At 59.5% G+C, this 15,002-nt stretch carries 11 protein-coding genes; 9 read left to right on the plus strand and 2 right to left on the minus strand.

Annotated elements, in window-relative coordinates:
* Positions 1 to 88: 88 nt before the first annotated feature.
* Complete coding sequence (locus ACXZ1M_RS13600) at positions 89 to 2,782, minus strand: bifunctional diguanylate cyclase/phosphodiesterase (RefSeq protein WP_459053669.1); 2,694 nt, start codon at positions 2,780 to 2,782, stop codon at positions 89 to 91.
* A gap of 286 nt (positions 2,783 to 3,068) precedes the next feature.
* Between ACXZ1M_RS13600 and ACXZ1M_RS13605 the strand changes: the two genes are divergently transcribed.
* From ACXZ1M_RS13605 to ACXZ1M_RS13640, 8 genes are all read left to right on the plus strand, one after another.
* Positions 3,069 to 4,223, plus strand: a complete 1,155-nt coding sequence (locus ACXZ1M_RS13605; RefSeq protein ID WP_459053670.1) for an NAD(P)H-dependent flavin oxidoreductase — start codon at positions 3,069 to 3,071, stop codon at positions 4,221 to 4,223.
* Positions 4,224 to 4,243: 20 nt separating this feature from the next.
* The gene (locus tag ACXZ1M_RS13610) at positions 4,244 to 5,866 is read left to right on the plus strand and encodes a GMC family oxidoreductase (protein ID WP_459053671.1); all 1,623 of its coding nucleotides are present in this window, start codon (positions 4,244 to 4,246) and stop codon (positions 5,864 to 5,866) included.
* A gap of 106 nt (positions 5,867 to 5,972) precedes the next feature.
* Positions 5,973 to 6,743 carry an ABC transporter ATP-binding protein gene (locus tag ACXZ1M_RS13615; RefSeq protein ID WP_459053672.1) on the plus strand — a complete coding sequence of 257 codons (771 nt, stop codon included), beginning with the start codon at positions 5,973 to 5,975 and terminating at the stop codon, positions 6,741 to 6,743.
* Positions 6,743 to 7,450 carry an ABC transporter ATP-binding protein gene (locus ACXZ1M_RS13620; protein WP_459053673.1) on the plus strand — a complete coding sequence of 236 codons (708 nt, stop codon included), beginning with the start codon at positions 6,743 to 6,745 and terminating at the stop codon, positions 7,448 to 7,450. The genes ACXZ1M_RS13615 and ACXZ1M_RS13620 overlap by 1 nt, the downstream gene beginning before the upstream one ends.
* Positions 7,451 to 7,478: 28 nt before the next feature.
* On the plus strand, positions 7,479 to 8,678 hold the full coding sequence (locus ACXZ1M_RS13625; protein WP_459053674.1) for an ABC transporter substrate-binding protein: 1,200 nt from the start codon (positions 7,479 to 7,481) through the stop codon (positions 8,676 to 8,678).
* Between the two features lie 116 nt (positions 8,679 to 8,794).
* A complete protein-coding gene (locus tag ACXZ1M_RS13630) occupies positions 8,795 to 9,679 on the plus strand; it encodes a branched-chain amino acid ABC transporter permease (protein ID WP_373989792.1) in 885 nt (294 codons plus the stop codon).
* Entirely contained in the window at positions 9,679 to 10,662 is a 984-nt protein-coding gene (locus tag ACXZ1M_RS13635) for a branched-chain amino acid ABC transporter permease (protein ID WP_459053675.1), read from the plus strand. The genes ACXZ1M_RS13630 and ACXZ1M_RS13635 overlap by 1 nt, the downstream gene beginning before the upstream one ends.
* A gap of 7 nt (positions 10,663 to 10,669) precedes the next feature.
* Entirely contained in the window at positions 10,670 to 12,727 is a 2,058-nt protein-coding gene (locus ACXZ1M_RS13640; RefSeq protein WP_459053676.1) for a 3-hydroxybutyrate oligomer hydrolase family protein, read from the plus strand.
* Between the two features lie 77 nt (positions 12,728 to 12,804).
* Here ACXZ1M_RS13640 and ACXZ1M_RS13645 read toward each other — a convergent pair whose 3' ends face one another.
* Positions 12,805 to 13,962 carry an iron-containing alcohol dehydrogenase gene (locus ACXZ1M_RS13645; protein WP_459053677.1) on the minus strand — a complete coding sequence of 386 codons (1,158 nt, stop codon included), beginning with the start codon at positions 13,960 to 13,962 and terminating at the stop codon, positions 12,805 to 12,807.
* A gap of 123 nt (positions 13,963 to 14,085) precedes the next feature.
* Here ACXZ1M_RS13645 and ACXZ1M_RS13650 point away from each other — a divergent pair, with 123 nt between their 5' ends.
* Positions 14,086 to 14,850 carry a sulfite exporter TauE/SafE family protein gene (locus ACXZ1M_RS13650; protein WP_373992204.1) on the plus strand — a complete coding sequence of 255 codons (765 nt, stop codon included), beginning with the start codon at positions 14,086 to 14,088 and terminating at the stop codon, positions 14,848 to 14,850.
* Positions 14,851 to 15,002: the final 152 nt, after the last annotated feature.

Genomic DNA, 15,002 nt, shown 5'->3' on the forward strand with positions numbered 1-15,002 from the left:
TACGACGTAAACAACGTGCTGCATAAAGCTTGTATCAGTTCAGGAACAGTTTTTGGATAAAATACTGGCCTGTGGTCAAAAGGCTTGCTTAGTCACAAGTCGTCCTGTGGATATCCAGTAGGTTATTCACAGGCGAGCACTGTTTTTGTAGTTGTTTCTCCAATTCTTCGGCCAAAATAGGCTTGGAGAACAGATATCCCTGTCCAAAATCACATCCGGCGGCCGTCAGTGCTGCCAGTTGTTGCGGCGTTTCTATCCCTTCCGCGATAACTTTGATCCCCAATTTGTGCGCCATGGCGATAATTGCCTCACAAATCAGCAATCCGTCCCCGTTGAGTGCCACAAAAGCCGGATCGATCTTGATGTAGTCGATGCCGAAGCGCTTTAAAAAAGCGATCGAGCATTGGCCGGAGCCGAAATCGTCCAGAGAAAGCTGCATATGGGCATGTTGGAACGCCAATACGCGATCGGAATTGGCGTTCGCCGTCTCCAGGAGCAGGCTTTCCGTCACTTCGATGACGATGCTGTGGGGATTGAGCTTGAGTTCCTGCAGAAAACTCAGCCATTCCTGGTAGTTGCTGCCGTCGTCACGGAACTGCCAGGCGGATTTGTTGACGCTGACCTGGAAATTGGGTGAACTCAGGGCCTGGAGTTTCTGCACTTCACGGGCTGCCTGGCGGAATACCCAGTCGCCGATACCGATAATCATGCCGCTGCTTTCCGCCACGCTGATGAATTCGGCCGGATTCAGCAATCCACGGACCGGGTGCTGCCAGCGCACCAATGCTTCCGCCTTGACGATGGCGCCGTTGGAAAGATTGATGATCGGCTGATACATGATGCGCAACTGGTCGCGCTGCACCGCTTCGCGCAATTCGTTGACCAGGGTGATCCGCACGCGGGTGGCTTCCTGCATGAACGGCGCAAAGTAGTTGAAGCGGTTGCGCCCCTGCTGTTTGGCCGCGTACATGGCCTGGTCGGCGTTTTTGATTAACGTTTCAGCATCCGAGCCGTCTTCCGGGTACAAGGTGATGCCGATGCTGCTCGAAATATGGGCAATGTTCTCGCCCAGATGGAAGGGCGAGTTCATTTTCTTGAGTATTTCCTGTGCGGTGCGCACCACGTCGCCGGCATTGCGCAGCTCGCTGAGGATGACGGTGAACTCATCACCACCCAAGCGCGCCACGATGTCGGTGCCGCGAACCGAACTCGATAGCCGGGTTGCCACTTCCTTGAGCAGCACATCGCCTTTGTCATGGCCCAAGGTGTCGTTGATTTCCTTGAAGTGGTCCAGGTCGACAAACACCAGGGCCATTGGCAGGTGCGAGCGATCGGTTTTCTTCATCTCCAGGCGCAGATGCTCGTTGAACATGCGCCGGTTCGGCAGACCGGTGAGGGCGTCGAAGTTGGCCTGGCGCCAGATCAATTCTTCCGAGGCTTTCTTTTGCGTGATGTCGCTGAGCAAAGCGACGTAACGGAAGGGATCTCCCTGTTCATCGTAGACGGTGTTGACCAACATGGAGACCAGGTATTCCTCGCCGTCCTTGCTTCGTGCCCACAATTCCCCTTTCCAGTAACCGGTATCGGCCACGCAGGCGAACATCCGGTTGAAAAATTCCTGGGTATTGCGCGTGGAAGCCAGTTCATAGGCGTAATGTCCTACCAATTCTTTTTCCGTGTAGTTGCTGAGCAGCGAAAACGCTGCATTCATGGTCAGGATTTTGCCGTTTGCATCGGTGACCATCATGCTCTCGCCGCTATTCTGGAATAGCAGGGCGGTCAGCTTCAAGGATTCTTCGTTGGCCAGCAGCTGGCTTTCCATTTCCTTGCTGGCGCTGTACAGCGCGCGGTAACGTTGTTCGCGTTCTTCCTGGCGAGAGTAGGTTTTGAGGGAAAAATGACCAGCACCCAGCATCAGCAGCAGCAACATCGCTAGTCCGGCGCCGGCCGTCAGCGAGTTTTGCTTCAGCAACCGGGTGGATTCGGTGTCATTGCTGCCGACAACCATGATCAGCGGCAAGCCATCAATCACGCGGTAGCTGAAAACGCGCGTCAATCCGTCGATGCTGCTGACGGTTTTGTAGGTGCCGGTATTGCTGCGCCGTATGTTGTCGAACAAGGCGGTGGGACCGAGATCCCTGGCAAATGCCTGCTCGAAATTTGGTACGCGGGCAATGATCTTGCCGCCGCCGTGGACCAGCGTGATAGAGATGTCCGAATTAAATCGCGAATTTTCAAACACGTTGACGTAGCGATCGACGCTCAAGGGTGCGACCACCACCCCGAGGAATTCACCTTTCACGCTTTCTACCCGACGACTGACGAAAAACAGCTTTTTTTTGCTGACTTTGCCGACAGACGGTTCTCCAATGATGAGTTTGTTTTTTTGGGAGCCGTCCATATGCCCTTTGAAGTAATCGCGGTCGGCATACGGCGTGCCCGCAATGGTCCGACCAGTGGAAGTAGCGACTGCATTGCCTTTGGGATCGATAAACGTGATCCAGTAATCGCTGTTGAAACTCGAACCGCGTGAAGACAGCAGGTCTGCAATGGTTTCAGGCGAATAAGTTTGCTTGGAAGGAAGAACCTTGATGGCGTTGGCAAAGCTGATCAGCGACAAATCCACCGATTGAATCGAGTAGATCACGTGCGCTTCCATCGCTTTCACGTAATGCTCGGTCTGGGATTGCACGGAAAGTTCGCGTTCCACATAGGAAGCACGGAATTGGCTAACGACGACAGCAATGGCTAGCGAGGCCATCAAAAAAAGGCCGGTGATCAAACGTCGCCTAAACCGCAGGTAGGCAGGCGACCGGGGTTTTTTGGGTTGGGAGGACAAAACGGCTCCAGCTGAGGCTGTCTGTTTGCCAATTAAGTATATCGGGTTTCTGCGAGGAACGAGCTTTCAGGCACTTATGCCTGTGGTTTTTGGGTTTATGGTTTACTCTAAAGATGTAGATATAAAAATAGTGATAGTTGTTAACATCGACACTTTTCTGTGGATAAGTGCACCTTTTGGATTAAAATCAGGCGTTTACGAGCTTTATAAGCGGGCTCGTAAACCTTGTATGAGCAAAGAACTGTTTTGGGATAAAAAAGTCCTCCCAAAAATTCGTTTGTTTACTCACATTCGGCACCTGTGGATATCCATATGGTTATCCACAGGGGTAAAGAGGGAGGAATCGATGACGTTAGCATCTGTTTTTCCGCATCCAATCATCCAGGGGCCGACGGCCGGTGGCTTCAATACGCCTGCCCAAGTGGCGGCGGTTTCCAATGCCGGCGCGCTTGGTTCGCTGGCCTGTTCGCTGCTATCGCCGGACGTGATCCGCGTACAAACCGCCCAGATCCGGGCGCTGACCGACCGTCCTTTTTGCCTGAATTTCTTTGTTCAAGACACGCCTTCACCGTCTGCGGAAGAAGTGGAGCAGGCCAAACAATGGCTGAAACCGTTCTGGTCATCCCTTGGCTGGACCGAGTTGCCGACGCCGGCCAAGTGGTGTGAAGATTTCTCCGCCCAGTTTGAAACGCTGATTGAACTACGTCCCGCTGTGGCGAGTTTTACCTTCGGCATACTCAGCGCGGCGCAAATCCAGCGCTTGCATGAGGCCGGGATTTTTGTGATCGGCACGATTACCCATGTCGATGAAGCGCTGGCCTGGGAAAGCCGGGGTGCCGATGCGGTGATCGCTTCCGGCGTGGAGTCGGGCGGACATCGCGGCACGTTCATTGGTCCGCAAGAAGACGCGAAATTGGGCACTTTTGAACTGCTGCAGACCGTTGTTGCGGCCGTCAAAATTCCTGTCATTTCTGCCGGCGGCATCATGGATGGCGCCGATATCAAGCGGGCGCTGGATGGTGGCGCCCAAGCGGTGCAGATGGGCACGGCTTTTCTGGTGAACGACGAGGCTACTCTTTCCGTCGGCTACAGGCAGCGCTTGCTGAACGCCAGCGAACAGCCCACCCGACTTACACGGGCTTTTTCAGGCCGCTACGCACGCGGTCTGGAAAATCGCTTCATGCGGGAAATGGCGTCTATCGAACGTCAAGTGCCGTTATATCCTGTTCAAAATGCTTTAACTTCGCTTATCCGTGCGGAAGCGACCAAGCGCGGCGAGACCGAACTGATGTCGCTCTGGTGCGGCACCGGCGTGGCGCGCGCGCGACCCATGCCGGCGGCGAAGCTGGTGGAGACTTTGCTGGCGGAGATCAGCGCAACGTAAGTTATTGGAGGAGACTGTTTTTGGAATCAGCAGGTAGTTACGATTACATTATCATCGGCGCCGGCTCGGCTGGCTGTGTATTGGCCAACCGCCTCAGCGCCGACAAGGATAAAGAAGTTCTACTCATCGAAGCCGGCGGACGCGACGATTATGTGTGGATACACATCCCGGTCGGCTATTTGCACTGCATCGACAATCCCCGCACCGATTGGAAATTCCGCACCGAAGCCGATCCCGGCCTTGGCGGCCGCAGCTTGCTGTACCCGCGCGGCAAAGTCCTCGGCGGCAGCTCCTCCATCAACGGCATGATTTACATGCGCGGCCAGGCCGGCGACTACGACCGCTGGGCCGATCTCACCGGCGACGACAGCTGGCGCTGGGAGTCTGTGCTGCCCTTGTTTAAAAAGAGCGAGGACTACCACGGCGGCACCTCGGAGTTCCACGGCGCCGGCGGTTTGTGGCGGGTGGAAAAACAACGCTTGTCGTGGCAGATCCTGGACGCTTTCCGTGACGCGGCCGAGCAGGTCGGCATCGAAAAAGTGAACGATTTCAATCGCGGTGACAACGCCGGTTCCAGTTATTTCGACGTCAATCAGCGGCGCGGCATACGCTGGAATACCGCCAAGGCGTTCCTGAAACCGGCCGCGCGGCGTCCCAACCTGACCGTGATGACGGGCTGCCACGTGGAACGTTTGCAGATCGAAATGGGCGAGCACGGGCCGGTGTGCAAAGGTGTGATTTTCACCGGCGGTGGCACCGTTTTTTCCGCCATCGCCGAGAAGGAAACCCTGCTGGCGGCAGGCGCCGTTGGCAGTCCGCAAATTTTGCAATGCTCGGGCATCGGCGCGGCGGCGCGCTTGCATGAACTTGGCATCAAGCCGCTGGTCGACCTGCCCGGCGTGGGTGAAAACCTGCAGGATCATTTGCAATTGCGCATGGTCTATAAGGTCGGCAAGAACGCGCGCACCTTGAATACGATGGCGTCGAACTGGTTCGGCAAGATGAAGATCGGCCTGGAATATGCGATGTTCCAGAGCGGGCCGATGTCGATGGCGCCGTCGCAGCTGGGCGCGTTCGCGCGTTCCAGCGCCAGCGAGTCGACGCCGAATCTGCAATATCACGTGCAGCCTTTGTCGTTGGAAAAGTTCGGCGAGCCCTTGCACATTTTCCCTGCCTTCACGGCCAGCGTCTGCAACCTGCGGCCGACCTCGCGCGGCCACGTGCGCATCGCCAGCGCCGATCCGTATGCGCCGCCCAAAATTTCACCGATGTATTTGAGCACGCCGGAAGACCGCAAGGTCGCCGCCGAAGCCTTGACCTTGACGCGCAAAATCGTCGCGGCGCCGGCGCTGCAACAGTACGCGCCGGAAGAATACAAGCCCGGCATCCACTACCGCACCGAGGAGGAGTTGGCCGACGCGGCGGGCGCCATCGGCACCACGATTTTTCATCCTGTGGGCACGTGCAAGATGGGCCGGGCGGACGACGCGGCGGCCGTGGTCGACAGCCAGTTACGCGTAAAAGGCGTGGCTGGACTGCGTGTCGTGGATGCGTCCGTCATGCCTTTCATCACCTCCGGCAACACGAATTCACCGACCATCATGATCGCGGAAAAAGCAGCACAACTGATCCGCAGCGCATAGAGCAAGATCAAAAAGCAACCGTAGTTATACTGTATTGTTAGCTAATTTGTTAATGTGTATGATCTAAAAAATTTTAGTACTTTGAAAAGAATAACAAGGAGACAGGATGTCCGACGTTATCTTGGAAACAAAGCACTTGACCAAGGAATTCAAGGGTTTCACCGCGGTCAATGATGTGAATCTCAGAGTACAGCGCGGCCACATCCACGCGCTGATCGGACCCAATGGGGCCGGAAAAACCACATGCTTCAATTTGCTGACCAAGTTCCTGGTGCCAACCTCGGGCCAGATCCTGTTCAACGGCAAAGACATCACCTCCGCCAAGCCGGCGCAGATCGCCCGCATGGGCGTGATCCGCTCGTTCCAGATTTCCGCCGTGTTTCCCCATCTGACCGTGTTGCAGAATGTCCGCATAGGCTTGCAGCGCCAGCTCGGCACCAGCTTCAACTTCTGGCAGAGCGAGCGCGCGCTCGACAAGCTCAACGACCGCGCCATGCAATTGCTGGCCGAGGTGGACCTGACCGAGTTTGCCGACACCGTGACGGTCGACATGCCTTACGGCCGCAAGCGCGCGCTGGAAATCGCCACCACCCTGGCGATGGAGCCGGAGCTGATGTTGCTCGATGAACCGACCCAGGGCATGGGCCACGAGGACGTGCATCGCGTGACCGAACTGATCAAGAAAGTTTCGGCCGGCCGCACCATTTTGATGGTCGAACACAATATGAAAGTGGTGTCCGGCATCTGCGACAAAATCTCGGTCTTGCAGCGCGGCGCCATGCTGGCCGAAGGCACGTATGCCCAGGTCTCGACCAACCCGCAGGTGATGGAGGCCTATATGGGTACCGAAGCCGCCGTGCTGGAAGGAGCGCACTGATGACGGCCGCACTGGAAATCTCCAACCTGCAAGCGTGGTACGGCGAGTCGCACATTCTGCACAACGTCAACATGACGGTGCAGCCGGGCGAAGTGGTGACGCTGCTGGGCCGCAACGGCGCCGGCCGCACCACCACGCTGCGCGCCATCATGGGCCTGACCGGCGCGCGCAAGGGTTCGATCAAGGTCAACGGCGCCGAAGCGATCGGCTTGCAGGCCCATAAAATCGCCCACCTCGGCATCGGTTATTGCCCGGAGGAGCGCGGCATTTTTTCCTCGCTGTCGACCGAGGAAAACCTGATGTTGCCGCCGCACCTGAACGGCGCGGACAAGGGCATGTCGGTGGCGGAAATCTACGCCATGTTTCCCAATCTGGAAGAACGCAAGCACAGCCAGGGCACCCGCCTGTCGGGCGGCGAGCAGCAGATGCTGGCGGTGGCGCGCATCCTGCGCACCGGCGCGCGCCTGCTGCTGCTCGATGAAATTTCCGAGGGCCTGGCGCCGGTGATCGTGCAGGGCCTGGCGCGCATGATCACCACCTTGAAATCCAAGGGCTACACCATCGTCATGGTGGAACAGAATTTCCGGTTTGCCGCACCGCTGGCCGACCGGTTTTATGTGATGGAACACGGTCAGATCGTGGAGACCTTTGTTGCATCCGAGTTGAGCGCCAAGATGCCGGTGTTGACCGAGCTTCTGGGTGTTTGAGAACGATAACCTTGGTAGGAGACGAGTAATGAAAATCAAAACCATCACCCTTGCAGCATTGGCCATGTGTGCATCGTTTGCCGCGCAGGCGCAGATTTCCAACGACACGATCAAGATCGGCTTCATCACCGACATGTCGGGCTTGTACACCGACATCGATGGCGCGGGCGGCGCCGAGGCCATCAAGATGGCGATCGCCGACGCCGGCGGCAACATCAACGGCAAGAAGATCGAATTCATTTCCGCCGACCACCAGAATAAGGCCGACATCGCCGCCTCCAAGGCGCGCGAATGGTTCGACCAGCAGGGCGTTGACATGCTGATCGGCGGCACCAACTCCGGCGCCAACCTGGCTATGGCCAAGATCGCGGCGGAGAAGAAAAAAGTCTTCATCTCGATCGGCGCCGGCTCGGCCCGCCTGACCAACGAGGAGTGCACGCCCTACACCGTGCACTACGCCTACGACACTATCGCGCTGGCGCGCGGCACCGGCGGCGCCATCGTCAAGCAGGGCGGCAAGAACTGGTACTTCATGACCGCCGACTATGCCTTCGGCCAGTCGCTGGAGAAAGACACGGCGGAAGTGGTGAAGACGGGCGGCGGCAAGGTACTGGGCGCGGTCAAGCATCCGCTGTCGGCATCGGACTTCTCGTCCTTCCTGCTGCAGGCGCAATCGTCCGGCGCGCAGATCCTGGGCCTGGCCAACGCCGGCGGCGATGCGATCAACTCGATCAAGGCCGCCAACGAGTTCGGTATCACCAAGAAGATGAAGCTGGCCGGCCTGCTGATCTTCATCAACGACGTCCATTCGCTGGGCTTGAACCTGACGCAGGGCATGTACCTGACCGACGGCTGGTACTGGGACGCCAATCCTGAAACCCGCGCCTGGTCGAAGCGTTACTTTGAGAAAATGAAGAAGGAACCGTCGATGCTGCAGGCGGCCGACTTCTCCGCCGCCGGCAATTACCTGAAAGCGGTGAAGGCGACCGGCACCGACGACGCCGACAAGGTGATGGCCTATCTGAAGGCAAACAAGATCAACGACATGTTCGCCAAGAACGGCACGGTCCGTCCGGACGGCCGCATGGTGCACGACATGTATCTGATGGAAGTGAAGAAGCCTGCGGAATCGAAGTATCCGTGGGATTACTACAAGGTCGTGGCCACCATCCCGGGCGACCAGGCTTACGCCACCAAGGCGGAAACCAAGTGCAGTCTGTGGAAATAAATCCGCGTCTCTCCCGCGCAGGCGGGAGACCATGCTGAGTATGGACCGCAGCGGCGGACCGTCCCGCGTACGCGGGAATGACGGTTGTTTTTCTCACACTCGAAATACGGATTCCCATGGAAATCTTCGGCTATCCCTTGCCCTTCGTTCTGAGCCAGCTGCTGCTGGGCCTGGTCAACGGCTCGTTCTACGCGATGCTGTCGCTCGGCCTGGCGGTCATCTTCGGCTTGCTCAATGTGATTAACTTCTCCCACGGCGCGCTGTACATGATGGGCGCGTTCCTGGCGTGGATGGGCATCGAGTACCTCGGCCTCAACTACTGGGCGGTGCTGATCCTGGCGCCGCTGGTGGTGGGCGCCTTCGGCATTCTCATCGAGAGAACCATGCTGCGCCACCTGTACAAGCTGGACCACCTCTACGGCCTGCTGCTGACCTTCGGCATCACGTTGCTGGTGGAAGGCGTGTTCCGCTCCTTCTACGGCGTTTCCGGCCAGCCGTTCCAGGTGCCCGAAGCGCTGGCCGGCGCGACCGACCTCGGCTTCATGGTGATGCCGAACTACCGCGGCTGGGTGGTGCTGGCCTCGCTGGTGGTGTGCCTGTCGACCTGGTACGTGATCGAGAAGACCAAACTGGGCGCCTACCTGCGCGCCGGCACCGAGAATCCCAAGCTGGTGGAAGCCTTCGGCATCAACGTGCCGCTGATGGTGACGCTGACCTATGGCTTCGGCGTCGCTTTGGCGGGCTTTGCAGGGGTGCTGGCGGCCCCGATCATCCAGGTGCAGCCCCTGATGGGTCAGAACCTGATTATCGTCGTATTCGCCGTTGTAGTGATCGGCGGCATGGGGTCGATCATGGGCTCCATCCTGACAGGTTTGGGGTTGGGCGTGATCGAAGGCCTGACCAAGGTGTTCTACCCGGAATTTTCGTCCACCGTGGTGTTTCTGGTGATGGTGGTGGTATTGCTGCTGCGCCCGGCCGGTCTGTTTGGTAAGGAAAAATAATGAACAAGAATATCGGCTACCTCATCGCCCTTGCCATCGCGTTGGTCGCACCCTTCGTCGGCTATCCGGTGTTCCTTTCCAAGCTGCTGTGCTTCGCGCTGTTCGCCTGTGCGTTCAATTTGCTGATCGGCTTCACCGGCCTGCTGTCGTTCGGCCATGCGGCGTTTTTCGGCATGTCCGGTTACGTGGCCGGCAACGCACTGAAACACTGGGGCTGGCCTACCGAGTTGGGCCTGCTGGCCGGGGTCGCGGCCGGCGCCGTCATCGGGCTGGTGATGGGCGCGCTGGCGATCCGCCGCCAGGGCATCTACTTCTCCATGATTACGCTGGCGCTGGCGCAGATGGTCTACTTCGGCGCGCTGCGGGCAGGGGACTTCACCGGCGGCGAGGATGGGCTGCAAGGTGTTCCACGTGGGAGATTTCTGGGCCTGATCGATCTGGCCAACGACACGACCTTGTACTTCGTGCTGCTGGGCATCTGCGTGCTGGCCTTCGCGCTGATCGTGCGCATCGTGCATTCGCCGTTTGGCCAGGTGCTGAAAGCGATCAAGGAAAACGAGCCGCGCGCCATTTCACTCGGCTACGACGTCGACCGCTACAAGCTGCTGGCCTTCGTGCTGTCCGCTTCGCTGGCGGCGCTGGCCGGCGCCAGCAAGACTTTGGTGCTGGGTTTCGAAACCTTGACCGATGTCCATTGGACGATGTCCGGTTTGGTTATTCTGATGACGCTGGTCGGCGGCATGGGTACGCTGGCCGGTCCGATGCTCGGCGCCATCATCATCATCGCGCTGGAAAACAAACTCGGCGACTGGGGCACGCTGCTGGCCCAGGTCACCGGCATCGGCTGGTTTAACACCATAGGCGAAGCGGTCAACATGGTTGTCGGCCTGATCTTCATTATTTGTGTGCTGTTGTTCCGGCGCGGAATTATTGGCGAGGCGATCGCCTGGTTCGGCCACAACGGCAAAAGGAAATCCGCGTGAGGACGATATGCAAATCAAAACTTTGGTGCTGGCTTTGGCCAGCCTCGCAGTCACCGCCTGCGGCTCGAACGAACATGACGAGCCGGAAGACCTGAACCTCAAGCCGGGCTATCTCGGCGACATCAGCAGCAAAACCTACGACGGCGTCAGCGACGACTTGCTGACCGCCGGCCTGGGCAAGACCGGACTGGCCGCCGCCGCTCCGGCCTACGCCGACCCCACCAATCCCACCGCCGCCGAACTACGACGCAACGCCATCCACGCCAACTACCGCGCAGTGCTCGACATCGCCGCCAACAGCGGTTACGGCACCTTGTACGGCCCCAACGTCGATGCCCGGGGTGTGGTCGGGGCGGGCGAGGGCAAGGTCGCCGGCACCGAATACGTGGCCTACGCCGACGACGGCAGCGGCAACCAGAACGTGACCTTGCTGGTGCAAGTGCCCACCGGTTTCGATTCCAAGAATCCCTGCATCGTTACCGGCACCTCCAGCGGCTCGCGCGGCATTTATGGCGCCATCGGCAGCGCCGGCGAGTGGGGCCTGAAGAACAACTGCGCAGTGGTTTACAGTGACAAGGGCAGCGGCACGGGACTCTACACGTTTGACGACGACAGCGTGAATCTGCAGAACGGCCTGCGCGCGACGCGCGCGGCGGCAGGCAAGAACAGCATCTTCACGCCGGCGCTGAGCGACGCCGAGCGGGCGGCCTTTGCCGCCGCATATCCTGGCCGCGTCGCGTTCAAGCACGCGCACTCGCAGCAAAACCCGGAAAAGGATTGGGGCAAGACCACCTTGCAGGCGGTGGAGTTCGCGTTCTACGTGCTGAATGAAAAGTACGGCGTGCTGGCCAAAGACAACAAGAGCCACGTGGTGGCACTGACGCCGAAGAATACGGTCACTATCGCCTCCAGTATCTCCAACGGCGCCGGCTCGGCCTTGCTGGCGGCGGAGCAGGATACCAAGGGCCTGATCTCCGGCGTGGCCGCCACCGAACCGCAGATCCAGCCCAAGAGCGGCGGCTACACGGTGCGGCAGGGCGTGGCCGCCGTGAGCGGGCAGGGTAAGGCGCTGTTCGACTACTCGACCTATGCCGCGCTGTACCAGCCATGCATCGCCGCGACGGCAGCAGCGCCCGGCCGCTGCACGGCGCTGGTCGCCAAGGGCTTGCTGTCGGGCGCCGACCTGATGGCGCAGCAGAACGACGCCAAGGCCCGGCTCAGGGCCTACGGTTGGCTGCCGGACTCCGACGTGCTGCAAGCCGCGCACGCGGGCACCAACGTGCTGGTGACCGTTACCTATGCCTACGCCTATGGCAAGTTCTCCGTGACGGACAAGGTCTGCGGCCTGAGCTTCGCACCGACCGATGCGACCGGCGCACCGATGCCGTTCACGGCCGCGCAAAAGGCCAGCAGCTTCGCCACGCAAAATGGGATTATCGGCAGCGTCGTGTATGAAGATTCGGTGGGTGGCGCCAAGGCGTACAACGCTGGCGTATCGCCCAGCACGCAGCTGGCGGACCAGGCGCTGGACGCTTTCCTGTGCCTGCGTTCGCTGGCCACGGGCGTGGATGCGGTGAGCGGCGCGGTGCTGGCGGGGACGCTGGCGGAGCAAAGCGCGCGGGTCAAAGCGGGCTTAGCGGAGGTGGCGGCGACAGGCAATCTGCGCGGCAAGCCGGCCATCATCGTGCATGGTCGTAGCGATACCTTAATTCCGGTGAACTTTGCCTCACGTGCGTATGTAGGGTTGAATGCGACAGTGGAGGGCGGCGCAAGCAAGCTGCGCTACATCGAGGTAAGCAATGCCAATCACTTCGACTCGTTCACCAACGCCCTGCCGGCCAACATCGTGCCTTTGCACGTCTATCTGTTCCGCGCGCTGGACGCTATGCTGGCCAACCTGCGCAGCACCTCCACACCGCTACCGCCATCGCAAGTAGTGCGGACGATAACGCGTCCCGACAACACCAGCCTCATCACCATCGCCAACGTCCCGACCTTCGTGAGCACCCCCACGGCCCCCAACACCATTACTGTGAGCGGGACAACGATAACAGTGCCTGATTGAGCGGCACAGCGGAACCCGGCAAATCGGGGTCTGACCCTCAGGGTCAGACCCCTGCTGAGCGCAGTGCGGGGTAATAGTCAAAGCGCGGCAGCGTAAATAGCGCGCGCATCCCCCCGGGTCACGAGGCGCGGGTTATTGCCGAGTAAACGGGTCTGCAGCATGGCATCATCCGCCAACCGATCTAGATCCGTCTCTGTAATCCCCACCTGCTGCAAAGTCCGCTCAATCCCCGTCACCGTAGCAATTTGTTGCATCGCAACAGCCAACGCCTCCGCCCTCGCCTCGACGCTGCCGGACGCCGCCGGCACCACGATCTCCGCCAACTCCGCATACATCCCGGCCGCCTCGGGCGCATTAAAGCGCAGCACATGCGGCAGCACCAGCGAGTTCGACAGACCATGTGGGACGTGGAAAATCCCGCCGATCGGGTAGGCCAGCGCATGCACGGCCGCCACCGGCGCATTGGAAAAAGCCTGCCCAGCCAGCATCGCCCCCAGCAGCATGCCCTGCCGCGCGGCCGGATTTTTGCCGTCCTCGCAAGCCGGGATCAAGTTGGCCGACAGCAGCCCAAGCGCCTTGCGCGCAAACGCATCCGACAACGGGTTCTTCTTATGCTTGCTGGTATAGGCCTCGATCGCATGCACCATGGCATCGATGCCGGTAGCGGCCGTCACTTGCGGCGGCAGGCCCAGCGTCAGTTCAGCGTCGAGCAATGCAAGATCGGCATAGAGTTGCGGCGCCACGACGCCCATCTTGGTGGTCTCGCCGGTGGTCACGATGGCGATGTTGGTAACCTCCGAACCGGTGCCGGCAGTGGTCGGGATCTGCACCAAGGGCAGCCGCGCACCCCTCACATTGCCGATGCCATAGATGGCGCCGATCGGCTGGTCGCTGGCCGCCAGCACCGCAATCAGCTTGGCGACATCCATGGAGCTGCCGCCACCCAGACCGATGACGATGTCTGCGCCGAAAGTGCGCGCAGCCTCGACAGCCTCCAGCACCACCACCTCGGGCGGATCGGCCACCACGCGCGAATAGACCTCCACCGCCAGCCCGGCAGAACGCAGACTGGCCGCCGGCGCATCCACCAAACCGGTCCTCAGGAATCCCGGATCAGTGACCAGCAGAGCACGTCTGGCAAGAGGAAAACGCTGGGCGATGTGCGTACCCAGCCTTGCGGCGGCACCCAATTCGGAGACGATATGGGCCACGGTGCTGAAGGCAAAATCGGTCATGACGACGTCCGTTCAATCGAGAATTGAAGCGTCTAGCTTACCCCAAGCCATGCCGGATCGGCATCGGCCCGCACACATTTCTTCCGTACAATAGAGCCTTTGCAAGTTGAGGAAGAGGGCGTCATGGTGGATTTCTGGATACTGGGTTTGGCTGCGTTCTCCGCAGGATTGATCGATGCGGTGGTGGGCGGAGGAGGGCTGATCCAGCTGCCGACCATGTTCACGGTTTTCCCCAACATGGCCCCGGCGACGCTGATCGGCACCAACAAGCTGGCCAGTATCTTCGGCACCAGCGTCGCGGCGGTGAGCTATGCCCGCCGCGTGGCCATCGCCTGGTCCGTGGCGACGCCCGCCGCGCTGGCGGCACTGGTGTTCGCCTTCCTTGGCGCGTACACCGTGACCAAGGTATCGGCAGACTTCATGCGCCTGGCGCTGCCGGTTGTGTTGCTGGCCGTGGCCATCTACACCTTCGCCAAGAAGGACTTCGGTAGCGTGCACGCGCCCATCCACACTGGTACCAAGGAACAGTCGCTGGCGCTGGTGGTCGGCGCCGCCATTGGTTTCTATGACGGCTTCTTCGGTCCTGGCACGGGTAGCTTCCTGGTATTCCTGTTCGTGCGCGTGTTCGGCTTCGACTTCCTCGGCGCGTCCGCTGTGGCCAAGATCGTCAACGTGGCCTGTAACTTTGCGGCGCTGGTCTGGTTCGGCTACAGCGGCCACCTGATCTGGCAGCTGGGCTTGATGATGGCGGTGTGCCAGATCGCCGGTTCCCTGATCGGCTCACGCCTGGCGATGAAGCATGGCAGCGGGTTTGTGCGCATCCTGTTCCTGTTCGTGGTGTCCGTGTTGATCGTCAAGACTGGCTACGATGCATGGTTGCGTTGGTGATATTGTTTCACGTGGAACATCCAGAAAGGGGCACTTCGGTGTCCCTTTTTCATTGTTTCACGTGGAACATCCCTAACTATATTTTTGCCTAAAAAAGTCGCAGCATCAAAAAGACTCTATAATTTGACCTTGATCTCTTCGCTTTAAAGCAT

The organism is Duganella paludis, from assembly GCF_054461335.1.

Coding starts and splice junctions, on each gene's coding strand:
- ACXZ1M_RS13650 (WP_373992204.1), top strand. CDS start 14,086: ATGGTGGATTTCTGGATACTGGGTTTGGCTGCGTTCTCCGCAGGATTG.
- ACXZ1M_RS13645 (WP_459053677.1), bottom strand. CDS start 13,962: ATGACCGATTTTGCCTTCAGCACCGTGGCCCATATCGTCTCCGAATTG.
- ACXZ1M_RS13640 (WP_459053676.1), top strand. CDS start 10,670: ATGCAAATCAAAACTTTGGTGCTGGCTTTGGCCAGCCTCGCAGTCACC.
- ACXZ1M_RS13625 (WP_459053674.1), top strand. CDS start 7,479: ATGAAAATCAAAACCATCACCCTTGCAGCATTGGCCATGTGTGCATCG.
- ACXZ1M_RS13635 (WP_459053675.1), top strand. CDS start 9,679: ATGAACAAGAATATCGGCTACCTCATCGCCCTTGCCATCGCGTTGGTC.
- ACXZ1M_RS13605 (WP_459053670.1), top strand. CDS start 3,069: ATGAGCAAAGAACTGTTTTGGGATAAAAAAGTCCTCCCAAAAATTCGT.
- ACXZ1M_RS13620 (WP_459053673.1), top strand. CDS start 6,743: ATGACGGCCGCACTGGAAATCTCCAACCTGCAAGCGTGGTACGGCGAG.
- ACXZ1M_RS13630 (WP_373989792.1), top strand. CDS start 8,795: ATGGAAATCTTCGGCTATCCCTTGCCCTTCGTTCTGAGCCAGCTGCTG.
- ACXZ1M_RS13615 (WP_459053672.1), top strand. CDS start 5,973: ATGTCCGACGTTATCTTGGAAACAAAGCACTTGACCAAGGAATTCAAG.